This is a genomic window from Streptomyces sp. NRRL F-6492, from assembly GCF_001280125.1.
Taxonomy (GTDB): domain Bacteria; phylum Actinomycetota; class Actinomycetes; order Streptomycetales; family Streptomycetaceae; genus Streptomyces.
Window position 1 is genome coordinate 1 of sequence record NZ_LGEG01000020.1, and the last position, 21,184, is coordinate 21,184.

Below are 21,184 nucleotides of genomic sequence, written 5' to 3' on the forward strand. Positions count from 1 at the left end.
GCTCAGGACCGCCCGATCGAACCTGTAAAGCGGGGGCCGCCCCCGGATCCGCGTCGCCCACGAGCCGTTCCGCCGCGCGGGCCTCCCGCAGCGCCGTGATCACCGACCACACCACCGACACCAGCGGCACCGCCACCACCGCGCCCACGATGCCGGCCGCGATCGAGCCCGCGACGACCGAGATCGCCACCACCAGCGGATGCAGCCGTACGGCCCAGCTCATCACCAGCGGGTGCAGCAGGTGCCCCTCGATCTGGCCGATCACCACGATCAGGGCGATCACGACCGCCGCGACGAACGGGCCCTTCGCCGCCAGGGCGACGACCACGGCGACCGCGAGGGCGACCGGCGAACCGATCAGCGGGACGAACGCGGCCACGAACTCCAGGAGCGCCAGCGGGACCGCGAGCGGCACCCCGAGCAGCCACAGCGCGATCCCCACGAGCACCGCGTTCGTCGCGGCCACCAGCACGATCCCGTGCGTGTAGCCGGTGAACGTGCGCCACGCCGCCCACCCGCCGGTCTCCGCCCGCCCCCGCAGGGACGCCGGCAGCTGCTCCCGGAACCACGCCCACTGCCGGTCGCCCGAGTGGAGGAAGAACACCGAGGAGAACAGCGCGAGCGCCAGCGTGGCCAGCACCGCCACCAGATGCTGCGCCCCGCTCACCGCGTCGCTGACCAGCGTCGAGCGGTGGTCGGAGAGGAACCGGCCGATCCTCTCCTGCACGTCCGACAGCGCCTCGGGGTTCAGCCGGAACGGCGGCCGCTCCAGCCACCGCTCGATCCGTCCGACGCCGTCCCGGAACTCCCGCACCAGCGTCGTCCGCTGCCCCGCCACCGCCTCGCCGACCAGCGTGAGCACGCCCAGGACCAGCGCGATGCCGCCCAGCAGGGTGAGGGCGACCGCCGCCGACCGGGGCAGCCCCCGGGCGACGAGGTCCACGACCGGCCGCAGCAGCGCGGTGACGACCAGACCGAGGAACACCGCCACCCCGATCTCGTGGAACCGCCCGAGCAGGGCGAACAGGGCGTAGACGAGGGCGCCGACGACCAGCAGCCGCCACGCGTACGCGGCGGCCGTGCGGAGGAACGGGGCCACCTGCGGTGGAGGGCCTGGCTGCATGACCGACGACGTACCACCACGGCGGCCCCGGGCCACGCCGCCGGGCCCGCATTCGCCCGACCAGGACCCGGCATTGGCCCGACCGGGTCCCCCGTACGGGCGCCCCGCCGGTGTCGCCGCCCCCGTACGGCCGCCGTCCGGTCAGGATCGGTGCATGGGCGTCGTCCTGCCGGTCCTCTTCTCCCTCTTCGCCGCGTTCAGCAACGCGCTGGCCACGGTGCTCCAGCGGCGTGCCGCGCTCACCGTCCCGCAGTCCGACTCCTTCCGGCCCGGACTGATCCTCGACCTGCTGCGCCGCCCGCTCTGGCTGGCCGGCATCCTCGCCGTCATCGCCGCCGGCGTCGGACAGGCGGCGGCCCTCGCGACCGGGCCGCTGGCCCTCGTCCAGCCCCTGTTCGTCCTCGAACTGCCCCTCGCCCTCCTCATCGCCTCCCTCATGGCGCGCGAACGGCTGCCCGCCCGCCTCTGGGCGGCCGTGGCGGCGGTCGTGGCCGGGCTCGGGGTGGCCCTCGCCGCCGCCTCGCCCGCCGGAAACCGCACCCACGTCCCCCTGGACCACTGGGTGCCGGTCCTGGTGGCCTGCGCCGTCGCCGTGGTGGCGCTCGCCGCCACCGGACTGCGCCGACCGCCCGGCCGGGCCAGGGCCGGCTGCCTCGGCGCCGCCACCGCGATCTGCTACGCGCTGACCGCCGCCCTCATGAAGACGTCCATGCACATCCTCGACGAGGGCGGGATCGGCGCCTTCCTGACGGCCTGGCAGACCTACGCCTTCTGCGCGGCGGGGATCGCGGCCCTCCTGCTGCTCGAACACGCCATGCAGGGCGGCCCGCTCGTGGCCTCGCAACCCGCCCTGACCCTCGGCGACGCCACGGTGAGCCTGCTCCTGGGCGTCCTGCTGTACGAGGAGCACATCCGCACGGGCTGGTGGCTGCTGCCCCAGCTGGCCGGCGTGGCGCTGATCGTCCTCGGGGTGTTCGCCCTGGCCCGCGGCGGGGCCAGCACGTCCTGACCCCGGGCGCGGGACCGTGCCGGCCGGGGTAGGCCGACCGGGTGAGACCGGCACCAGCGGGTAGGGGCAGGGTCCGGAAGGACCTGTGAAGGGGAGTACCCGATGACCGGCGTGAACGGTACCGGTGGCGAGGGGACCGAAGAGGACCGGGACGCCGCACCGGACCTGCTCGAAGGACTCAGCGTCGACACCAGCCGGCCCGAGCAGCCGCTCCTGCTCGGCGCCGGGGGCGAGCCCATCCGCACCTGGCGGGAGAACTACCCGTACACCCGCAAGGTGCGCCGCGCCGAGTACGAGCGGCAGAAGCGGATCCTGCAGATCGAGATGCTCAAGCTGCAACGCTGGGCCAAGAGCACCGGCGCCCGGATCACGGTGCTGTGCGAGGGACGGGACGCCGCGGGGAAGGGCGGCACCATCCAGCGGTTCACCGAGCGGCTCAATCCGCGCGGAGCCCGGATCGTCGCCCTCGACAAGCCGACCGAGCGCGAGGCCGGACAGTGGTACTTCCAGCGCTACGCGGCCCACCTCCCGGGCCCGGGCGACATCGTCTTCTTCGACCGCTCCTGGTACAACCGGGCCGGCGTCGAGCGGGTGATGGGATTCTGCACCGACGACGAGTACGAACTGTTCCTCCACCAGAGCCCGCTGTTCGAACGCATGCTGGTCGAGGACGGGATCCACCTCGTGAAGTTCTGGTTCTCCGTCTCCCGGTCCGAGCAGCGCACCCGGTTCGCCATCCGCCAGGTCGACCCCGTGCGGCAGTGGAAGCTCTCGCCCACGGACCTCTCCTCCCTCGACCTCTGGGACGACTACACCACCGCGAAGGTCGCCATGTTCAGGGCGACGGACACCGAACACGCGCCCTGGACCGTGGTCAAGAACAACGACAAGCGACGGGGCCGCCTCGAAGCCATGCGCAGCCTCCTGTCCCGCATCGACTACGAGAACAAGGACGAGGAGGCGGTCGGCGCGCCCGACCCGCTCATCGTCGGAGCGGCGGACACCCTGCTGGAACCGGGGGAGGAGACGACCGCCCTCTCTCCCACGCCCCTGGCCCCCGCCCGGCAGGGCCCGGGGGAGCACCCGCCGGGCCGCTGATCCGGCGGCCCGGCGCGGCCCTACTCCGGGGAGCCCTCGTCCGCCGGCGACGGCGGCTCCTCCGGCCCCCCGGTGCGGTCGGTCTCGTCCTGGACGAGCAGGGAGAGCAGGGAGGCGACGGACAGGCCCGCCTCCGCTGACGTGTTCCCGGGAGAGCCACGGGAAGGGTCCGAAGACGTCCTCGGGCGAGGCCGTCACGACAGGGCGCGAGAGCGATCTCGACGGGAGCGGGGACCGGGCGGCCGGAGCGCGCGCCGCGCGGGTCCCGACGCGGTACGAGGCGCGCGGAGCCCCGGTCGTCGTCGCGTGCGGCTCCTACGACGCGCAGACGATCGCTCCCCCGGCGACCGCCCCGGCCGCCGCGGCCGAGCACCACCGCAGAGTGGTCCCGGCGTCTCCGCCGTCACCTTCGCGGACCCGGCCTTCCTGAACCTGCCGATCCTCACCCACCGGACGACGGAGCCGCGTCCGGCCGGGCCGACGGCGCCGGTGCGCCGGATCCTGGAGCTCACCGGGGGCGACACCGTCCTGAAGGTACGGCGGACGGTGGAGGACGCCGCCACCTGCCGGGCGGGCGGCCGGAGGGGAGGGCGGCGTCGGCGGGGGACACGGAACGCTTCGGCCGCCGCGGCCGTCCGGAGCCCGTCCCCGTGCCGCCCGGACCCGACCGCGTACTCTGTTCGGCGGCACCCGGAGCGGACCACCGTGTGTGCGCTCGGCACCGGGGTAGACGCAGGAATGCGCAAGCGCCGAACAGCGACGGACACGACGAAAGATTCCCCCATGGTCATCCCGCCCGGGAAGCAGAAGGCAGGTGAGCCGGAGACGGACGCGTACGCCACGCTGTGCTACGAAGCGACCTGGGAGGAAGGCGCCGCCCGTATGGCGGAAGCCCGCCGCGCTCTGCGCGCCCTTCTCGCCCGAGCCCCGCGAACCGGACGTGCCGCGGTACCCGCCTCCCTCGCGCTCGACGCGGAACTCGCCGTCAGCGAACTCGTCACCAACGCCGCCCGGCACGCTCCGGGCCCCTGCGGCCTGATCCTGCGGCTGTCCGGTGACGAACTCACGATCACCGTGTGGGACACCTCCGGGGACGCGCCGGTGGTGAGGGAGGCCGACCCGACGCGGGTCGGCGGTCACGGCATGCGCATGGTCCACACGATCAGCGACAGGGTCGTGGTCTCACCGCACGGTGGGGGAAAGCGGATCGTCGCCCACTTCCCGCTCCCGTCGGAGCGCGGTGTCGACGGCCCGGGCGGGACCGTCCTTCCGGCTTCGGCCCGTGCGGAACACGACAGGCTCCACGACCGGTCCGCGGAACTCGACGAAGCGCGGAGCTGACCGGCCGGCGACGGCCGGCCGGATCTCCCGGACGGCCCCGGCGACGTCCTACAGGAACCGGCGGATGGGCAGCACGGCCGCTTCCCCCAGCCGTTGGAGGGCGGCACGGCGCCGCCAGCGAGCGGGATCCACGGGGGAGCTGCGCCGCAGGTCGTCCTCGAAGTCCCGGTCCAGACCGGCGGTGAACTCCTCGTCGAGGACGGCCAGCATCACCTCCTCGTCATGGCTCATGGAACGCCGGTTGAAGTTGGTCGAGCCGATCAGCGAGGCCACGCCGTCGACCGTCATGACCTTGGCGTGCATCATCGTCGGCTGGAACTGGTGGATCGTCACCCCCGCCTCCAGCAGACGTTCGTAGTGGTACTGGCCCGCCAGCCGGCAGGCCCGCTGATCGGTGTAGGGACCGGGCAGCAGGATCTCCACCGCCACACCGCGCCGCGCGGTCGCGCACAGCAGGTCCACGAAGTAGGTGTCCGGCGCGAAGTAGGCGGTGGCCAGCCGGAAGCGCTGTTCGGCGCTCGTGAGCATGACCCGGATCAGGGTCTGCATGTCCTGCCAGCCGATGCTCGCCGAGCCGCGGATCACCTGCACGACACAGTCCCCGGACTGCTCGTGCCCGATGAACCGGTCCCGGTCGTCGTACAGCTCGTCGTGGCACTCGGCCCAGTTCTGCGAGAAGGCCGCGGCGATGCCGTCCACGGCCGGACCGCGGACCTTGACGTGGGTGTCGCGCCACTCGCCGGGATTCCGGGCGTCGCCGCACCACTCCTCGGCGATGCCCACGCCGCCCGTGAACGCCGTGTCCTCGTCGACGATCAACGCCTTGCGGTGGCAGCGGTGGTTCTGCTTGAGCGGCGAGAGCCACAGCGGCTTGCGGAACCAGGCGACCCTCACGCCGGCCTCCTCCATCCGGTCGAGGAGGTCCTGCTCGATCCGCATGGCGCCGAAGCCGTCGAGGAGCAGGCGCACCCGCACGCCGGCGGCGGCCCGTTCGGCGAGGGCCACGGCGAAGTCCCGGGCGATCTGTCCGCGCCAGTAGACGAAGGTCATCATGTCGATGGTGTGCTCGGCCGTCTTGATGGCGTCCAGCATGGCCGGAAAGATCTGATCGCCGTTGCGCAGCGCGATCAGCTCGTTCCCCTCGGTGGCGGCGACGCCCATCAGTCGTTCCAGTCGTCGGCGCAGGTGCCGGATGCGGGCCTCGGCGGGTCTGGGACGCTGTTCCACGGAAGTCATTCAATTCCCCTTCGAGCCGTTCGGAAAGCCTCTGGTGTGCGCCCGGGCCCGGTCGGCCCGGGAGCGGCGGACGGTTCCCGGGGCGGCGCCCGCCGTCCGGCGGAGGATCCGGGCCGTCCCGTCGGCGACGGCCGGCAGCCCCCGCGGCCGCTCGGGGGCGCGAGGCTCTCCGGCCCTCCCGGCCGAACTGGCTTTCGTTTCCATGAGGCCCGCATGCCCGGCGACCGGAACCGTATCCGGATGTGCGGGCAAGATCTCACCGACCGGTCCGCCGGCCCGCGCGGCGACTCCGCGTCACGCCGCCGAGCCCGGCACCGCGGCTCCGGTCTTCAGCTCCCGTACACCCGCTGTCCGGGCGGCCGTTCGTCCGGCGGTCGCCGTGCCGTCACCGTCGGGCACCAGGCTCGCGCGAGACCGATGGACGCCCTTCCCAGGAGACCATGTGACACGCTCCACGTTCGTCCGGCCGACCGTACTGGCCCTGAGCACGGTCCTCGCGGCAGCCGCCCTCGCCGTACCCGCCGAGGCCCGGCACCGGGCCTCCGCCGGCCCGTTGCCCGCGGTCGCGCCCCGCGCGGAGACGCCGACGCTGCACGACGACGACGCGGGCGGCAACGCGGACGCGGACGACCCCGCCATCTGGCGCAACGCCGCCGCCCCCGAACGCAGCCTGGTCGTCGCCACCGCCAAGGAGGGCGGCCTGCGCGTCTACGACCTGGACGCGCGCCCGGTGCAGTCGATAGCGGCGCCACCCGCCGCCGCCCCGGGCGACGCTCCCGGCCGTTTCAACAACGTGGACCTCGTACGGGGACCGCGTCTGTCCTCCGGCCGGGCCGACCTCGCCGTCACCACCGACCGCGGCCACGACCGGCTGCGCTTCTACCGCATCGACCGCGACCGCCCCGGCGGCCCGCTCACCGACGTCACCGCCCCCACCGCGCCGGCCGTCTTCTCCGGGGACCAGGCCGAGGTCAACGAACAACGGACCGCCTACGGCCTGGCGACCTGGACGGACCCGGCGTCCGGGAAGGCCTACGCGCTGGTCAGCCGTCGCGAGCGCACGAGCGTCGCCCTGCTCGAACTGCTCCCGTCGAAGGGGGGCCGGGTGACCTACCGCAAGGTCCGCACCCTGGACCTGCCCTCCGCCTTCCGGCTTCCGAACGGCACGTCCTGGTCGCCGTGCGCGGAGCCCGGCGAACTGCCCCAGGTCGAGGGCATGGTCGTCGACCCCGCGAACGGCACCCTGTACGCCGGCCAGGAGGACGTCGGCATCTGGCGTCTGCGCGCCGACCTCACCGGCACCCCCCGGCTGATCGACAGGGTCCGCGAGTACGGCGTCCCCGGGACGTACGACGAGGAGACCGAGGAGTGCGCGCCCGGCGCCGACCCCGGCTACGGCGGCACGAGGCTCTCCGCCGACGTCGAAGGCCTGACGCTGGTCACCGAACCGGACGGCGACGGACACCTCCTCGCCTCCAGCCAGGGCGACGACACGTTCGCCGCCTACGACCGCGAACGCCAGGACGGCAACGCGTACGAGGGCGGATTCCGCGTCACGCCCGCGAGCGCAGGACCGGACGGCTCGGAGGAGTGCGACGGCGCGGCCGCGCTGAACGCCCCCCTCGGCTCCAGGTACCCGAGGGGACTCCTCGTCGTCCAGGACGGGCACGACTCGCCCGTCGACGGCGAGCGCCCGTCGACGAACTTCAAGTTCGTCGACCTCGGGAAGGTCCTGGACGCCCTCGACGACTGATCCGCCATCCGTGCGGCGCCGGGCCGTCCGGCACCCGACCGGACGGCCCGGCGCCGCCGCGGACGTCTCCCCTCCCGGGGTTCGGGAGGGGAGACGTCCGACGCCGTCAGACCATCACCAGGAGCCGCGTGTTCGGCACGAGCTTCCGGTTCACGCTGGTGCTCTGCACGAAGATGGTGAAGTCGTCGTTGTGGTCCGGCCGGACGCGCGCCTCCACGTCCGGCAGGCCGAGCAGGGCCCGGGCCTCGGGCCCCGTGTACACCCGGTCCGTCTTCTTCTCCAGCACCGCGATCCGCTTCCGCGCCTGCACCTTCTCCGACTTGCTCAGCTGGTAGAACGCGCAGCCCGTGCGGTAGACGTGCCCGGACTCCACGACCCGGTCCCGGATCGCCGTGTCGTGGTCCACCGGTATCAGCCGGTACGCCGACGGGTCCGCGGGGGTGAGGCCGGCCGCCGCGACCGTGTCCTTGTTGACGGCCTCCGCGCCCGTGGAGAACACCGCCCGCGACCCCCGGATGCCCTTGGTGCGGCCCACCATGAACTTCTCGGTGGCCTCCTGGATGACCTGCCCGGCCTCCTCCAGGCCCCGGGTGCTCGTGGCGTCCCAGACGGCGACGTTCTCCTTCGGGAAGCCGCACTGCACGGCCTCGCGCTTCCCCACCTGGTCCGGCACGAGGACGGCCAGCGTCCAGTTGTCCTGCTGCGTCCCGATCATCGCGGCCACGGCCTTCACCAGTTCACCCGGGTTCCCGGACGGAGCGTCCGGGCAGCGGTGGCTCGCGTTCTCCTGGCCGTCCGTCAGCACGAACGTCAGAAAGCTGTGGTCGCCGTACAACTGGGCCGTTCGCGCCAGCTCGCGCTGCGACTTCAGCGTGGCCGCCAGCAGGGACGTCATCCCGCCGACCCGGTACAGCTGCTTCAGCGACGGCATCCGGAGCACGTCCTTGTCGTAGACGACGCACCGCACGTCGTCCGCGAAGACGTACACCGTGACCCGGGTCTCCTGGTCCAACTCCTCCGACCGGCGGGCGAGGTACGCGATCTGCTGGTCGGCGACCTCCACGACCTTGCCGCTCAGGTGGCGCATCGACGAGCTGGCGTCCAGCACGAGCGCGACGTGGTTGATGTAGTTCTGGTTCCCGGACATGACGGCTCCCCCTGGTTTCCCGGTCCCCGACCGGATGCTCCTACCGTCCCACCCACCACTGACAATCGACCCCGGCCCCGTCCGGACCCCCGTGCGTCCGGGGCACGAGCAACCGCCCGGGTCGCGGACGGCGCGGTCCCCGTCACCCGTCCAGGGCTTCCAGGCCCCGGCTCCAACGGGCCCTCCGCTGCGCCGGGTTCTGCTCCCACCACGGCTCCCCGCGCTCCCCGAGGGCCACTTTCGCCGTGTGCACGCGCGCCCGCGCGGCGCGTTCGGCCTGTGCGTCGTGCTCCCGCCGCGCCGCTCCCACGGCGCGACGGGCCGCCATCAGGAGGGAGCGCAGCCGCGCGGCCTCCTCCGGAGGGATGTCCGGGTCGGTGGCGCGCCACCGGCGGCCGCCGACGACGACGTAACGCCCGTCGGGCGTGTGCTCCGGACGAGACCCCGACGTCATCGGCACCGGCTCCCTTCGCTTCCGCCTCCCGGGACGCGCCCGGAACACACCCGCCCACCGGCCCCCCGCGGCCCGGGGCGGACCTTCCGGCCATCCTGCGACGGAAGCCGCGTCCCCGCTTCCCCTCCGGGCCCGAAAAGGGCCGTGAGGATCCCCGGTGTAATCGCACGGCACGGGGTACACGGGTCGGCATGGCAGCGAAGACCGATCACCTCACCCCCCTGCGGGCCACGCGTCAGTTGCGCCGGATCCGCACCTTCTACGCGGCGGCCGCCCTGCTGTGGGCCGTCGCGGCGACCTGGACCGCGTGGACGCATCCCGGGTCCCGGCAGATGTGGGTCTCCGTGGGCCTGCTGGCGGTCTTCGTCGCCCTGCTGGGCACCGTCGCCCTGTGGCTGCGCGGCCTGCGGGCCTCCGCCGGACACCGTCCGGCGCACCACGCCGCACCGCGACGGGCGTCCGCCCCCCGCCACGCGAGCGCCTGAGGCCGGTTCGCGCGCAGCCGTTCCCCCGGACGTGGCGGGAACCCTCCGGCACGGCTTCGTCAGGAGAATGAGGAGGACCCGGCCCGACGGTCGGGCCGGGTCCCGTTGAGGAGCAGACATGACCATGTTCGTCATCACCGTCCCCGGTACGTTCACCTCGGGCATCAGCGACTCCGCACGTGCGGCCCTCGAAAGGGAGCTGTCCCCCCAGCACACCGACGTCAGCGAGAACGAGGGCCTGGACCTCCTCACGCTGAACGAGGGGGGCACCTTCTCGATCCGTCTCGAGGTGGAGGCCCCGGACCGGTACGAGGCCGAGCTGGACGCCGTCCGGATCGTCTCGGAGGCGCTGGGGAAGGCGGGCGTCGCGGAGGCCGACGCCCCTCTCGGTCCGCCGACCGTCACCGGCATCGACAGCGACCTCTGATCCGCGCGGGCCCGCCTTCCCCGGCGGGTCACAGCTCCTTCAGGGATCCCTCGAACTCGGGGAGGGAGACCAGACCGTCGCCGTCGACGTCCGCCCTGCGGAAGAGGTGCCGCAGCGCGTCGTCGTCGAACGTCCGCCCCGTCACCCGCCGCACGGCGCCGCCGAACTCGTGGACGTTCAGCAGCCAGTCGTCGTCCGTGTCGAACTCCCCGAACACCGCCCTGGTCCCGTCCGGTGCGTCCGCCTCGATCATGGGAAACCCCCTCGTCGCTCCCGGGCCCTGCGCCGCGGGTGATGTCCGGGTGCCCCTCCCGCGGCGCCACAAACGGTGTCGGCCCGCTCACGCGTCGGACACGGCGTGCCTCGGCCCGGGGAGCGCCCGCGCGTGCAGGATGGGCGAGGCGGCGGCCCCGGGGCGGGCCGGCGCCTCCCGACGCCCGAGGAGCACTCCATGGACCGGCCCGACCGTCCGGAACCCGGCCCGCGCGGCACCGCCTCCGGCGCGGAGCGGGGTGGCGCGACCGCCGCGCCGGGCGGTGACGCGGACGGCGGCCGGTACGGCGAGGCCGTCTTCCGCCCCGACCGGACCGGCGAGGACGCGCGCATCGACCACGGCGCGCTCGCCTACGACGACATCAGCATGCGCCGGCTGCGGGCCCTGGGAGCGGGGCCGGGATGGCGCTGTCTCGACGTCGGCGCCGGCACGGGCACGATCGCCCGGCGGCTGCTGGACGAGGCGGGGGTGGCGGCCGTTCTCGCCGTCGACCGCGACGTGCGCTTCCTCGCCGCGCGGCCCCGGGCGGGGCTCGAACTCCTGGAGGCCGACGTGACCGCCCCGGACTTCGCCCCCGGCCGGTTCCGGCTCGTCCACGCGCGGTTCGTCCTGATGCACCTGCCCGAGCCCGAGCGCCTGATCGGGAAGCTGGCCGAACTGCTCGAACCCGGGGGAGTGCTGGTGCTCGGTGACGCGGTGGACCTGACGAGCGACCGGGCGCCCCGCACGCCGTACACCACGGCCATGCGGGCGATGTGGCAGGGCCTGCGGGCCACCATCGGGACCGACGTCTCCCGGGTGCCGTCGTATCCGCACCTGCTGCGCGGGGCCGGCCTGGAGGCCGTCGCGGCCGAGATCCACGTGCCGCCGCTGCTGCCCGGCAGTCCCCTCGGCCGCTTCTGGGCCGACACCTGGGAACGGAGCAGGGCGGCCATGACCGCCACCGGCCTGGTCGACGACGAGGCCGTCGACCGGGCGGTCCGGTACCTGGACTCGGACGACTGTGCCGCGCTGTCGGCCGGGATGCTCACGGCTTGGGGAAGGAGACCCCCGGAGACGCCGCGCTGACGCGCCCCGGCCCGTCGGCGGGTGCCCCCGGGCCCCGGGAGGGCGGGTTGCGCCGTGCCAGGGACAGGTTCAGGGCGGTGGCGAACAGACACCAGGCCGCGTAGGGCAGGAGCGCGCGACCGGCGGTGCGGTCCACGGCGGACGTCCTCCGGACGAGATGGACGTTGCCGACGTCCAGCAGCACGGTGCCGACCACCCCCGCCCACGGGCTGCGCCTCCGGAAGAACAGGTGGTTCCAGGCCGCGTTCAGCACCAGGTCCGCCCCCAGGGAAGCGGCCAGCGCGGTGCGCCGCGAGCCGCGCGCCCGGGCGAGCCCCCGTCCGCCGGCCCAGGCGAGCGACGCGTACAAGGGGGTCCAGACGGCCCCGAACGCCCAGGGCGGCGGCTGCCACGGCGGCTTGTCGAGCGACGCGTACCACGGGCTGTCCGCGTCCACGGCGCGGGCACCGACCACGGCGGTCGCGGCGACCGCCACGGCCGAGGCCGCGTAGGGCTTCCATCCGCCGACGGCGGGCTTCGTGTTCTCACCGGTGATCCTCACACCGTCGCGTGTGCCCGCGTTCCCCCTCCCGACCCCTTTTCGCCGGGGTTCCCGCCGACCGGCTCGTCCGGGCGCCGTACCTGCGGGAATGGGAGCGGATCGGGAGGGCACGTGAACCCCGTGACGGTACGTGCCCGGTGCTCCGGGCGCGGCCGAGTACGGAACAAAGAAAGAGGGAGAGCGCGTATGACCGGACGGACCGTGCCGGGACCGGAACGACGGCTGCGGCTGGTGGACCGCGGTGACGTCCCGACACCACCGCTGAGGCCGGGCGGTTACGATCCGGCCGACTACGCCCCGTGCGTCCTGCGCAGCGCGGAGGAGGCCGGCGTCTCCCCCCTGCTGGTGATGACCGTGCTCCACAACGAGGCGTACAAGCCGCACCACCCGCTGCTGGAACGGCTCTGGCAGTGGTGGAAGCCCGGGGCGTCCTTCGGCCTCGCCAACATGCACCGCACGGCCTTCGAGCAGGTCCGCCGCACGCACGGCCTGGCGGAGCGGTGGCAGGACCTCCGCGACGACCCCGCCTTCGCCGTCCACGCGGCCGCCCTGCACCTGAAGGACCTCGACCGGAGCCTTCCGGAGCGCCACGCGCACCGCTACACCCGCGACGAACTGCTCGCCCTCGGCTACAACACGGGCGCGCGCAACATGCGCCTCTTCGCCCGGGGGGTCCCGCCCGGCCCCATGGCGCGCTCGTACCTGCGCCGCTTCCGCGACCACCGGAGCAGGGCGGCCGAGATCCTGGCGGACCACCACGAGCCGTACGACAGCGCCACCGGCTGACCCGGAGGCCGTCGGCGGGCCCCGGCCCGGGTCGTTCACCGCTCCGGACGCATGAACCGCCCCACAGGTGGCATACGGGTCGAAAGCCGTTCATCGGACCCACCGCCGCACGGCGGCCCACCGGGCCCCGTCGGAAGAGGAGGACAGCATGTCGCAGGTCGAGGAGTCCGTCGAGGTCGACGTCCCGGTCACCACCGCGTACAACCAGTGGACCCAGTTCGAGGAGTTCCCCGAGTTCATGGAGGGCGTCGAGCGGATCGAGCAGCGCACCGACACCCTCACGCACTGGGTGACCAGGATCGACGGGGTCCGGCGGGAGTTCGACGCGGAGATCACCGAGCAGATCCCCGACGAGCGCGTCGCCTGGACCACCGTGGGCGGCGAGGTCAGGCAGGCGGGAGTGGTGACGTTCCACCGCATCGACGACCGCACCACCAAGGTCATGCTGCAGCTCGACCACGCCCCCGAGGGGCTGGCCGAGACCGTCGGCGACAAGCTCGGCGTCGTCAAGCGCCAGGCCGTCGGCGACCTGAAGCGGTTCAAGAAGTTCATCGAGTCCCGTGGCGGGGCCGAGACCGGCGGCTGGCGCGGCGAGGTCTGACGGGGCCCGCCCCCCCGCGGTGTCCGGATCGCGGTCCGGAACACCCGCCCGCCGGCTTCGGAGCCCGGCCGTCCCCCGACGGCCGGGCTCCGCCGTGCGTGCGGGCCGCGGACCGGCACGGGTCCGCACGGATGCCCGTCCCCCCGTGCGGACGGGGGCGAGGGGGAGGAGCCTGGCCCTCGGGGGCACGACGAACCGGGGGGTGTGAGGAGAGAACGATGGCGGAGAAGGACGACCTGAGCGCGGGCGACGACGTCTCGTGGAAGAGCCACGGCCGGACCGTCCGGGGAAAGGTCAAGAAGAAGATCACCGGCCGGACCCGGGCGGCGGGCCGGACCGTCGACGCCTCGGAGGAGGAGCCGCAGTACGAGGTGGAGAGCGACGGGACCGGCCGCTCCGCGGTGCACAGGCCCGGCGCCCTGCGCAAGAGGGACGGAGACTCCTGACGGCCCCCGAAGGGCGGGACGCCGACCGGGACGAGCGGAAGGCCGGCCTCGACGACGACCTGGCGCACCTGCGCGAGGCGACCGGCTACGTCCACCGCCACGTCCGGCAGCGCCCGAAGGGCGACGTCACCGACACCAGGTGGCGCCACTCCCTCGTGAACCGGGGCCGCGACCCCGGGAAATGACCCGCCGGCCCGCCCCGGCCGGCTCCCCGCGCCCTCGGACACGACTCGTCCGCATCGATGTCCGCACACCGGTCATACGGACGGTGCCGCCAAGCGAGGCGTGCCGAACAGGGAGAGGGCGGGGACGGGATGGCCGGACACGACCGGGAGAGCTGGAGCGAGCGGGCGGTGTGCCGGACCGCGGACCCCGACGAACTCTTCGCCGACGGCGCCGCCCAGAACCAGGCCAAAGCGCTCTGCTTCACCTGCCCCGTGCGTACCGAATGCCTGGCCCACGCCCTCGACCGGCGCATCGAGCACGGCGTGTGGGGCGGCATGACCGACAGGGAACGGCGCGCCCTGCTGCGCCGGCGTCCCGCCGTGGCGTCCTGGCGGCGCCTGCTGGACGCGGCGCGGAGGGAGCACGAACGGCGGGCGCGTCGCGCGGGCGCCCCGCCCCTGCGCGCGGCCCGCTGACCACCGGTGCGGCGGATCCGCGAAGGGGCGCCCGCCGCATGCGGCGCGGCCGTTCGCGTCCTGCTCCGCGAAGCAGGCAGCAGGCGCGCGAGCGGTCCGTCGGCCCCCGCCCACCGTGCTCAGCCCCGTCCAGCACGGTGGCGCGGTGCGCCGTCGACCGATCATGGCGCGGGTCCGACGGCCGGGCCATGGGGAGAAGTACGTATGGACGGCGGCCGGTTACCGTGGACCGGCACGGTTCGTCGGGGCTCCGGGGAGATGAGGCCATGCGGGATCGGTACGCGCGGATGCTGGACCTGGCGGTCGAGGTGATGGACGCCGACGACCCGGAGCGCGTCTGGTCCCTGCTCACCGAGGAGTTGCTCACGGCGCTCGACGCGACGCTGGTCGTGGGCAAGGAGGAGCCCTGGACGCGGGAGCGGGGCCGCGTCGAACTCCGGTCGTACGGTGCGGGGGCGGAGGCCCTCCCCGACGAGTCGGTCCGGCGCCGCATCCGGGAGGGCTACCCCTTCGCCGGGCACTACGGGGGGCACGGGGACCGGATCCCGCAGAGCGCAGCGCGCATCGCGGGAGGACGGGTCTGGCGGCACAGCGCGACGGCCGACGCCCTCCGGCGGGCCTTCGGCACGCGGCACACGCTCGGCATACCGTTCCCGGGCGCGGGCCCGCACGTCAGCGGGTTCATGGTGCACCGCCCGGGCGGGGACTTCTCCGTCCACGACGTGCGGTACGCCACGCGCGTACAGCCGCTCCTCAAGGCGGCGGCGAACCACCGGTCCCTCCTGAACGCGCTGCGGGAGGCGTCGGGCGGCGACCGGAGTCGGCGGGCCAACCAGTCGCTGGCCGCGCCGCTGACCCCCCGCGAGCTGAACGTCCTGCACCTGCTCGCCACCGGGCTGCCGGCCGACTCCATGGCACGCCGCCTCGGCATCTCGCCGCGCACCGTGCACAAACACCTGCACGCGCTCTACCGCAAACTGGGCGCCGCGGACCGGCTCGACGCGGTGCTGCGCGCCCAGAGCGCCGGCCTGCTCGCCGGGGGCGGCGAGCCGGGCGCCCGGCCTTTCCCGGACCGGTGACCCGGAAACACCCGAACCGCTCCCTCCGCGGGGGATTTGGGATCAGCCGCTGAACGGAAAGCTGGTCCAGACCTCTTGACGATTGGTCCAGACCTTCTTAGTGTCGCCGCAACGCACTGCGGTGAGCGCAGGGCAGGGCACCACGTACTCAGGGCCATGCGGGGCGTGCGGGTCACGGACCGCCCCCTGTGCGCCGGATCTCATCCGAGGAGCATCGTTGAGCACCGAAACACCCCGCCGAATCCGGTTGCCGCGGAGCGTCGTCCGGTCCGGCCGGGCCAGGGCCGTCGCCGGCGTCACCGCGCTGGTCCTTCCCCTGGCCGCCATGGTCGGACTCGCGGCCCCCGCGGAGGCGGCCGCCTCCGCCACCGCGACCTACACCAAGAAGTCCGACTGGGGCTCCGGCTTCGAGGGCCAGTGGACGGTGAAGAACACCGGCACCACCACGCTCTCCTCCTGGACCGTCGAGTGGGACTTCCCCGCCACCACCAAGGTCACCTCCGCGTGGGACGCCACCGTCACCAACTCCGCGAACCACTGGACCGCGAAGAACCTGGGCTGGAACGGCACCCTCGCCCCCGGCGCCTCCATCTCCTTCGGATTCAACGGCACCGGCACCGGCGCCCCCTCCGGCTGCAAGCTCAACGGCGCCTCCTGCGACGGCGGCCCCACCAACCCCGGTGACAACGCCCCCTCCGCGCCCGGCAAGCCCACCGCGAGCGACATCACCAACACCTCGGTGAAGCTCACCTGGGCGGCCGCCACCGACGACAAGGGCATCAAGAACTACGACGTCAAGCGCGACGGCGCCACCGTCGCCACGGTCACCGGCACCACCTACACCAACACGGGCCTGACCGCCGGCACCGACTACGGTTACACGGTCGTCGCCCGCGACACCGCCGACCAGACCGGCCCGGCCTCCGCCGCCACGGCCGTCCGCACCACCGGCGGCGGTGGGGGCGGCGAGAACCCCGGTGGCAACGGGAAGATCAACCTGGGCTACTTCACCAACTGGGGCCCCTACACGGTGAAGAACCTGGTGACCTCCGGCTCCGCGTCGAAGATCACGCACATCAACTACGCCTTCGGCAACGTCCAGAACGGCAAGTGCACCGTCGGCGACTCCTACGCCGACTACGAGAAGTCCTTCACCGCCGACCAGTCGGTGGACGGCAAGGCCGACGTGTGGGACCAGCCGCTGCGCGGCCACTTCAACCAGCTGCGCAAGCTGAAGGCGCAGTACCCGCACATCAAGGTCCTCTGGTCCTTCGGCGGCTGGACCTGGTCCGGCGGCTTCGGCCAGGCCGTGCAGAACCCGAGCGCCTTCGCCCAGTCCTGCTACGACCTGGTCGAGGACCCGCGCTGGGCCGACGTCTTCGACGGCATCGACCTGGACTGGGAGTACCCCAACGCCTGCGGCCTGCGGTCTGACCTGTGACACCAGCGGCCCGGCCTCGATCAAGAACATGATGCAGGCCATGCGCGCCAAGTTCGGCCCGAACAACCTGATCACCGCGGCCATCACCGCCGACGGCTCCAACGGCGGCAAGCTCGACGCGGCCGACTACGGCGGCGCCGCCCAGTACATCAACTGGTACGACGTGATGACGTACGACTACTTCGGCACCTGGGCCGCGCAGGGCCCGACCGCCCCGCACTCCCCGCTGACCTCGTACCCCGGCATCCCCGCCCAGGGCTTCAACTCGGCCGACGCGATCGCCAAGCTGAAGGCCAAGGGCGTCCCCGCCTCCAAGCTGCTGCTCGGCATCGGCTTCTACGGACGCGGCTGGACCGGCGTCACCCAGTCCGCCCCCGGCGGCACGGCCACCGGCCCGGCGGCCGGCGTCGAGCCGGGCAACCAGTACTACAAGGTCCTCAAGACCACCTGCCCGGCCAACGGCACCGTCGCCGGCACGGCGTACGCCCACTGCGGCACCGACTGGTGGAGCTACGACACCCCGGCCACGGTCACGTCCAAGATGTCCTGGGCCAAGGGCCAGGGCCTGGGCGGCGCCTTCTTCTGGGAGTTCAACGGCGACACCGTCGACGGCGAGCTGGTCGGCGCGATCAGCAACGGCCTGAAGTAGGCCCCGGCGGTCGCCTCCGCACCGCATCACCCGAACGTCCCGCCCGCCCCCGAACGGGGGCGGGCGGGACGTTTCCGCGTCGGGCCCGGCGCGACCCCCGGTCAGGAGGCGCGGCGCCCGCCGTCCCGGTCGCGGCCGCGCAGCCGCACCGTCACGTAGACCACGAGGGCGAGGCCGCCCAGGACCAGGACGACCTTGGAGACGATGCCGACGTACCTCCCCACCAGGTCCCACTGGTCCCCCAGCCAGTAACCGGCCAGGATCAGGGCGGCGTTCCAGATCAGGCTGCCGAGCGCGGTCAACGCGACGAACAGCGGCAGCGGCATGCGCTCCACCCCGGCCGGAGCGGAGACGAGGCTGCGGACGACCGGCACCATGCGGCCGAGGAAGACCGCCTTGGTGCCGTGCCTGGCGAACCACTCCTCCGTGCGCTCCAGGTCGGAGGTCTTCACCAGCGGCAGCCTGGCCCAGAGGGCGTGCACGCGCTCCCGGCCGAGCAGCATCCCGATCCAGTAGAGGACCAGGGCCCCCACGACCGAGCCGAGCGTGGTCCAGAACAGCGCCGAGAACAGCGTGAGCACGCCCTGCCCGGCCGCGAACCCGGTCAGCGGCAGGATCACCTCGCTCGGCAGGGGAGGGAAGAGGTTCTCCAGCGCGACCGCCAGGCCGGCCCCGGGGCCGCCCAGGGTCTCGACCAGGTCGGTCGCCCAGCCCGCGAGACCGTCCGAGGGCTGCCGTGCCGCCGCGTACGTGAGGTGCATAGGGGTCTCTCCAAGCCGCCGGACCGATCGGTCACCCGGGACCGCGGCCTGCCGTCACCGCGGCAGGCCCGCACGGACCGGTGACGGCCCGCAGCCCGGGAGTGCCCTTCCTGCTACCCGCTCCGCCGCGATCCCCACGCGCGGACCCGGAATCGATGACGACCGTCCGCCCCGGCCCTCCGCCCGGATCGGCGTGCGGCCCGGATCGGCGTGCCGCCCGGTCGAGCGCGGCGAGCACCGGCGCGACGCCGTCCTCCCCGGCCGGACGCCCGGCCGGTGCCCGGGCGCGCTCCCGGTAGGAGGGGTCCGCCGTCACCCGGCGCACGGCGGCGGCCGGCGCGCCCGTGGTGAGGCGGCGCAACGGCACCGCCGGGGGAGCGGTGCCCGGCGCGGTCAGCCGGGACGCCCAGAAGGCCTCGTCGAACCGGACCGGCACCGGCAGGGCGGGCACCCCGGCCCACAGGGCGGCACCGGTCGTGCCGGCGCGCCCGCTCCACCTGTTCCCCACCGCGCCCAGCGACCGCGCTCCCAGCACCGGGGCGGGGAACTCCCGCGTGGGGCGCAGCGGACGGAAGCACTCCGGAGCCGGCCACCAGCGGTTCGAACACCGCGTGCGCGGCCGGCGTCACCTCGTGGCCCGCCCGTACGAGACCGGCGCCCAGACCCGTGCACGGCGCGACCCCGCCCCGCGACCCCGCCGTCGTCATCACGATGCGCACGCCGCCGGTGTCGCCCGTCCGGGAGCGTCGTGGGGGAAGATCCGCCGATGCCCCGCCGGACGCCTCCGCCGGGGAACGCCCGTCCGCGCGGTCCGCCCCGGGCGCCACGGGATTCTCTTCCGGAGCGCGCATGCCCGGGCGCATCCGGGGAACACGGGAACCACTTGTTGGATCGTGAAAGGCCGGCCCGTGCTGATTCCCGAACCCCGCGCCCTCCGTTCCCTGCTCACCCGTTACGCGGACCTGCGCATCGCCGAGGCGCGTGGCGAGAAGAGGGACGGGCGGCTCCTGGACGACGTCTCCTACACCCTGTGCGTGGCCACCGGTACGACCCGTATCGAGGACGCCCTGGCGGCCGCCGACGTCCTGTTGGCCGCTTCCCGCGCGCGGAGCGCCCGCCCGGCGCCGTCCAGGACCGCCCGGACGGCACCGGAGCTGGCCGCCTGAGGTGCCGTCGGCCCCGCCCCCTGCCCGGTGGACCACTCCGGGCAGGGGGCGGGGCCTTCCCGTGGCGGGTCAGCCGTACGCCTTGGCGTGGGGACCCGCGGTGCGGGGGCCGCGCCAGTCCAGGCACAGGACGGTGGCGTCGTCCTCCGGCCATCCGTCGCTGGCGTCGGTGACCGCGGTGACCAGGGCGCGCACGACCTCGCGCGGGTGCTCGGCCGCGGTCTTGCGGAGGAGGCCGGGAAGGTCGACGGCCGCCGCCCGCCGTTCCTGCATGCCGTCGGTGTGGAGGACGAGGCGGTCACCGGGGCGGAGGTCCAGCTCCTGCACCCGGTAGGGCTTCCCGCCCGGGACGCCGAAGGGCAGGTCCACGGCGAGCTCGACCCGGTCGACCGCGCCGTCGCGCAGCCTCAGGGGCCAGGGGTGGCCCGCGTTGACGAGCCGCGCGCTGCTGCCGTCCAGGGCGATGCGCAGCAGCTGGCCGGTGGCGAAGGTGCGTCTGCCGTGGTCGAGGAGCGCCCGGTGGGCCTGTCGCGCCTGCTCGGCCAGCCCCGTTCCGGAGCGGCGGGCGCCCCGCGAGGCGTTGACCAGGAGGGTGGCCATGAGCGAGGCGTCGACGTTGTGCCCCATGGCGTCGGTCACCGACAGGTGCAGGGTGTCGTGGTCGAGGCTGTAGTCGTACGTGTCGCCCGCGATCTCGGAGGCCGGCACCAGGGCGCCCGCCAAGGTGAACTCGGGCGCCTCGCAGGAAGGGGCCGAGGGCAGGAGCTGCCGCTGGATCTCCGCGGCCAGGCTGACCGAGGTGGTGCGGTTGCCCCAGTGGTAGAGGTCGGTGAACCGGCGGTCCGTGACGATGATGTACGCCAGCGCGTGCGCCGCCTCCTCCACCTGCTCCAGCACGTCCCGGCTCACCGGGGGCAGGAAAAGCTCCAGGACGCCGATGGTGTCGCCCCGGTTGGTGACGGGGGCGAGCACCCGGTGCCCGCCGCCCTCCGGGAGCAGTATCGGCCTCTGCGTCCGCAGGACCTCGTCGTAGATCCCGCTGCGGGCGAGGGGGACCTGCTCGGCCGGGTGGTCCTGTCGCGCGTCCCCGTCCTCGGCGACCCGCAGCATGCGCCGTCCGACGACGTCGACGAAGAGGAAGGACACGGAGCGCGCGCCGAACCTGGTGCGCAGATTGCGCGCCACGACGTCCAGGGAGGCGACCGGCGAGGCCTGCTCCGCCGCCCCCAGCACTTCGGCCAGTCCAATGCGATCGTTCGTCACGACATCCTCCTCGGGTACCCCCTTCTCGTTTCCACGGGACACGGGGGCATGCGCGGGTCCGTGCGTGCTCCGACAGAAGGGGTGAACGGTTCGCGGTCGTACCGGCCGGGAGGGGACCTTCGTGGCCCGGGGGCTTCCCGCCGGAGCCCGGAGGCGGCTCCTCCGTCACCCGAAGGGCGCAAGATCGGTTGACGCGGCGGAGATCGGGGTAGGGCGGTGACGGGTGTCCTCCCTTGGCGGGGGGGCGCCGTTCTTTTCACCCCGGCCGGGAGTCCCGGCTCGATCGAAGGACAGCGGCATGGCCAGCGGTACCGTGAAGTGGTTCAACGCCGAGAAGGGCTTCGGGTTCATCGCCCAGGACGGCGGCCCGGACGTCTTCGCCCACTACTCCAGCA

The 21,184-nt window shown here is 73.8% G+C and carries 24 protein-coding genes and 2 pseudogenes; 16 read left to right on the forward strand and 10 right to left on the reverse strand.

Going from position 1 to position 21,184, the window contains the following annotated elements; all coding sequences use genetic code 11:
- A partial coding sequence (locus ADL08_RS03920; protein ID WP_107093247.1) for an AI-2E family transporter occupies positions 1-1,123 on the reverse strand: 1,123 nt, incomplete at its 3' end.
- 154 nt (positions 1,124-1,277) lie between these two features.
- Here ADL08_RS03920 and ADL08_RS03925 point away from each other — a divergent pair.
- Both ADL08_RS03925 and ppk2 read left to right on the forward strand, forming a co-directional pair.
- On the forward strand, positions 1,278-2,132 hold the full coding sequence (locus ADL08_RS03925; protein ID WP_053640618.1) for a DMT family transporter: 855 nt from the start codon (positions 1,278-1,280) through the stop codon (positions 2,130-2,132).
- A 102-nt stretch (positions 2,133-2,234) separates the two neighbouring features.
- Complete coding sequence (gene ppk2, locus ADL08_RS03930) at positions 2,235-3,230, forward strand: polyphosphate kinase 2 (RefSeq protein ID WP_053640619.1); 996 nt, start codon at positions 2,235-2,237, stop codon at positions 3,228-3,230.
- A gap of 20 nt (positions 3,231-3,250) precedes the next feature.
- Here the strand turns inward: ppk2 and ADL08_RS38930 are convergent.
- Positions 3,251-3,367 (reverse strand): annotated as a pseudogene (locus tag ADL08_RS38930) (ArsR family transcriptional regulator); the annotation flags it as partial.
- A 646-nt stretch (positions 3,368-4,013) separates the two neighbouring features.
- On the opposite strand from ADL08_RS38930, the gene ADL08_RS03935 reads away from it, so the two are divergent.
- On the forward strand, positions 4,014-4,571 hold the full coding sequence (locus ADL08_RS03935) for an ATP-binding protein (RefSeq protein ID WP_063885230.1): 558 nt from the start codon (positions 4,014-4,016) through the stop codon (positions 4,569-4,571).
- A gap of 48 nt (positions 4,572-4,619) precedes the next feature.
- Here the strand turns inward: ADL08_RS03935 and ADL08_RS03940 are convergent, their stop codons facing one another.
- Entirely contained in the window at positions 4,620-5,807 is a 1,188-nt protein-coding gene (locus ADL08_RS03940; protein WP_053640620.1) for a phospholipase D-like domain-containing protein, read from the reverse strand.
- A 442-nt stretch (positions 5,808-6,249) separates the two neighbouring features.
- On the opposite strand from ADL08_RS03940, the gene ADL08_RS03945 reads away from it, so the two are divergent.
- A complete protein-coding gene (locus ADL08_RS03945; protein WP_053640621.1) occupies positions 6,250-7,560 on the forward strand; it encodes a phytase in 1,311 nt (436 codons plus the stop codon).
- A 106-nt stretch (positions 7,561-7,666) separates the two neighbouring features.
- Here the strand turns inward: ADL08_RS03945 and ADL08_RS03950 are convergent, their stop codons facing one another.
- Both ADL08_RS03950 and ADL08_RS03955 read right to left on the reverse strand, forming a co-directional pair.
- Positions 7,667-8,707, reverse strand: a complete 1,041-nt coding sequence (locus ADL08_RS03950; protein ID WP_053640622.1) for a vWA domain-containing protein — start codon at positions 8,705-8,707, stop codon at positions 7,667-7,669.
- Between the two features lie 142 nt (positions 8,708-8,849).
- Complete coding sequence (locus tag ADL08_RS03955; RefSeq protein ID WP_053640623.1) at positions 8,850-9,161, reverse strand: hypothetical protein; 312 nt, start codon at positions 9,159-9,161, stop codon at positions 8,850-8,852.
- A 191-nt stretch (positions 9,162-9,352) separates the two neighbouring features.
- Here ADL08_RS03955 and ADL08_RS03960 point away from each other — a divergent pair, with 191 nt between their 5' ends.
- Entirely contained in the window at positions 9,353-9,646 is a 294-nt protein-coding gene (locus tag ADL08_RS03960; RefSeq protein ID WP_053640624.1) for a hypothetical protein, read from the forward strand.
- A gap of 118 nt (positions 9,647-9,764) precedes the next feature.
- A complete protein-coding gene (locus ADL08_RS03965; protein ID WP_053640625.1) occupies positions 9,765-10,073 on the forward strand; it encodes a hypothetical protein in 309 nt (102 codons plus the stop codon).
- 28 nt (positions 10,074-10,101) lie between these two features.
- Here ADL08_RS03965 and ADL08_RS03970 read toward each other — a convergent pair whose 3' ends face one another.
- Entirely contained in the window at positions 10,102-10,326 is a 225-nt protein-coding gene (locus tag ADL08_RS03970; protein WP_053640626.1) for an EF-hand domain-containing protein, read from the reverse strand.
- Positions 10,327-10,524: 198 nt separating this feature from the next.
- On the opposite strand from ADL08_RS03970, the gene ADL08_RS03975 reads away from it, so the two are divergent.
- The gene (locus ADL08_RS03975) at positions 10,525-11,415 is read left to right on the forward strand and encodes a class I SAM-dependent methyltransferase (RefSeq protein ID WP_078967979.1); all 891 of its coding nucleotides are present in this window, start codon (positions 10,525-10,527) and stop codon (positions 11,413-11,415) included.
- Here the strand turns inward: ADL08_RS03975 and ADL08_RS03980 are convergent.
- A complete protein-coding gene (locus tag ADL08_RS03980) occupies positions 11,375-11,956 on the reverse strand; it encodes a TspO/MBR family protein (protein WP_078967980.1) in 582 nt (193 codons plus the stop codon). The genes ADL08_RS03975 and ADL08_RS03980 overlap by 41 nt on opposite strands.
- Before the next feature lie 186 nt (positions 11,957-12,142).
- Here ADL08_RS03980 and ADL08_RS03985 point away from each other — a divergent pair, with 186 nt between their 5' ends.
- The 7 genes and pseudogenes from ADL08_RS03985 (at position 12,143) to ADL08_RS04010 (ending at position 17,599) form a co-directional block, all read left to right on the forward strand.
- A complete protein-coding gene (locus ADL08_RS03985; protein WP_053640627.1) occupies positions 12,143-12,742 on the forward strand; it encodes a hypothetical protein in 600 nt (199 codons plus the stop codon).
- Positions 12,743-12,890: 148 nt separating this feature from the next.
- A complete protein-coding gene (locus ADL08_RS03990) occupies positions 12,891-13,343 on the forward strand; it encodes an SRPBCC family protein (protein ID WP_053640628.1) in 453 nt (150 codons plus the stop codon).
- Between the two features lie 218 nt (positions 13,344-13,561).
- Positions 13,562-13,789 (forward strand): DUF2945 domain-containing protein, encoded by a 228-nt coding sequence (locus tag ADL08_RS03995; RefSeq protein WP_053640629.1) that lies wholly within the window; start codon positions 13,562-13,564, stop codon positions 13,787-13,789.
- Entirely contained in the window at positions 13,786-13,974 is a 189-nt protein-coding gene (locus ADL08_RS36380) for a DUF3140 domain-containing protein (protein ID WP_107091966.1), read from the forward strand. The genes ADL08_RS03995 and ADL08_RS36380 overlap by 4 nt, the downstream gene beginning before the upstream one ends.
- Positions 13,975-14,103: 129 nt before the next feature.
- A complete protein-coding gene (locus ADL08_RS04000; RefSeq protein ID WP_053640630.1) occupies positions 14,104-14,430 on the forward strand; it encodes a WhiB family transcriptional regulator in 327 nt (108 codons plus the stop codon).
- A 266-nt stretch (positions 14,431-14,696) separates the two neighbouring features.
- Positions 14,697-15,509 carry a helix-turn-helix transcriptional regulator gene (locus ADL08_RS04005; protein WP_053640631.1) on the forward strand — a complete coding sequence of 271 codons (813 nt, stop codon included), beginning with the start codon at positions 14,697-14,699 and terminating at the stop codon, positions 15,507-15,509.
- A 217-nt stretch (positions 15,510-15,726) separates the two neighbouring features.
- Positions 15,727-17,599: pseudogene (locus ADL08_RS04010) on the forward strand (glycosyl hydrolase family 18 protein).
- A 101-nt stretch (positions 17,600-17,700) separates the two neighbouring features.
- Here the strand turns inward: ADL08_RS04010 and ADL08_RS04015 are convergent.
- Both ADL08_RS04015 and ADL08_RS38935 read right to left on the reverse strand, forming a co-directional pair.
- Positions 17,701-18,360, reverse strand: coding sequence for a DedA family protein (locus ADL08_RS04015; RefSeq protein WP_053640632.1), 660 nt, complete (start codon positions 18,358-18,360; stop codon positions 17,701-17,703).
- Between the two features lie 31 nt (positions 18,361-18,391).
- Positions 18,392-18,895 (reverse strand): glycosyltransferase, encoded by a 504-nt coding sequence (locus tag ADL08_RS38935; protein WP_053640633.1) that lies wholly within the window; start codon positions 18,893-18,895, stop codon positions 18,392-18,394.
- 373 nt (positions 18,896-19,268) lie between these two features.
- Here ADL08_RS38935 and ADL08_RS04025 point away from each other — a divergent pair, with 373 nt between their 5' ends.
- Positions 19,269-19,526 carry a DUF5133 domain-containing protein gene (locus tag ADL08_RS04025; protein ID WP_053640634.1) on the forward strand — a complete coding sequence of 86 codons (258 nt, stop codon included), beginning with the start codon at positions 19,269-19,271 and terminating at the stop codon, positions 19,524-19,526.
- 69 nt (positions 19,527-19,595) lie between these two features.
- On the opposite strand, the gene ADL08_RS04030 is transcribed toward ADL08_RS04025, so the two are convergent.
- Complete coding sequence (locus tag ADL08_RS04030; RefSeq protein WP_053640635.1) at positions 19,596-20,789, reverse strand: PP2C family protein-serine/threonine phosphatase; 1,194 nt, start codon at positions 20,787-20,789, stop codon at positions 19,596-19,598.
- 298 nt (positions 20,790-21,087) lie between these two features.
- Between ADL08_RS04030 and ADL08_RS04035 the strand changes: the two genes are divergently transcribed.
- Positions 21,088-21,184, forward strand: a 97-nt coding sequence (locus tag ADL08_RS04035) for a cold-shock protein (RefSeq protein WP_159042985.1), incomplete at its 3' end; no start/stop codon positions are given.

Coding starts and splice junctions, on each gene's coding strand:
- ADL08_RS03990 (WP_053640628.1), top strand. CDS start 12,891: ATGTCGCAGGTCGAGGAGTCCGTCGAGGTCGACGTCCCGGTCACCACC.
- ADL08_RS03975 (WP_078967979.1), top strand. CDS start 10,525: ATGGACCGGCCCGACCGTCCGGAACCCGGCCCGCGCGGCACCGCCTCC.
- ADL08_RS03965 (WP_053640625.1), top strand. CDS start 9,765: ATGACCATGTTCGTCATCACCGTCCCCGGTACGTTCACCTCGGGCATC.
- ADL08_RS03950 (WP_053640622.1), bottom strand. CDS start 8,707: ATGTCCGGGAACCAGAACTACATCAACCACGTCGCGCTCGTGCTGGAC.
- ADL08_RS03940 (WP_053640620.1), bottom strand. CDS start 5,807: ATGACTTCCGTGGAACAGCGTCCCAGACCCGCCGAGGCCCGCATCCGG.
- ADL08_RS03995 (WP_053640629.1), top strand. CDS start 13,562: ATGGCGGAGAAGGACGACCTGAGCGCGGGCGACGACGTCTCGTGGAAG.
- ADL08_RS03935 (WP_063885230.1), top strand. CDS start 4,014: ATGGTCATCCCGCCCGGGAAGCAGAAGGCAGGTGAGCCGGAGACGGAC.
- ADL08_RS03925 (WP_053640618.1), top strand. CDS start 1,278: ATGGGCGTCGTCCTGCCGGTCCTCTTCTCCCTCTTCGCCGCGTTCAGC.
- ADL08_RS03960 (WP_053640624.1), top strand. CDS start 9,353: ATGGCAGCGAAGACCGATCACCTCACCCCCCTGCGGGCCACGCGTCAG.
- ADL08_RS04015 (WP_053640632.1), bottom strand. CDS start 18,360: ATGCACCTCACGTACGCGGCGGCACGGCAGCCCTCGGACGGTCTCGCG.
- ADL08_RS04000 (WP_053640630.1), top strand. CDS start 14,104: ATGGCCGGACACGACCGGGAGAGCTGGAGCGAGCGGGCGGTGTGCCGG.
- ADL08_RS03955 (WP_053640623.1), bottom strand. CDS start 9,161: ATGACGTCGGGGTCTCGTCCGGAGCACACGCCCGACGGGCGTTACGTC.
- ADL08_RS04005 (WP_053640631.1), top strand. CDS start 14,697: ATGCGGGATCGGTACGCGCGGATGCTGGACCTGGCGGTCGAGGTGATG.
- ADL08_RS03970 (WP_053640626.1), bottom strand. CDS start 10,326: ATGATCGAGGCGGACGCACCGGACGGGACCAGGGCGGTGTTCGGGGAG.
- ADL08_RS03985 (WP_053640627.1), top strand. CDS start 12,143: ATGACCGGACGGACCGTGCCGGGACCGGAACGACGGCTGCGGCTGGTG.
- ppk2 (WP_053640619.1), top strand. CDS start 2,235: ATGACCGGCGTGAACGGTACCGGTGGCGAGGGGACCGAAGAGGACCGG.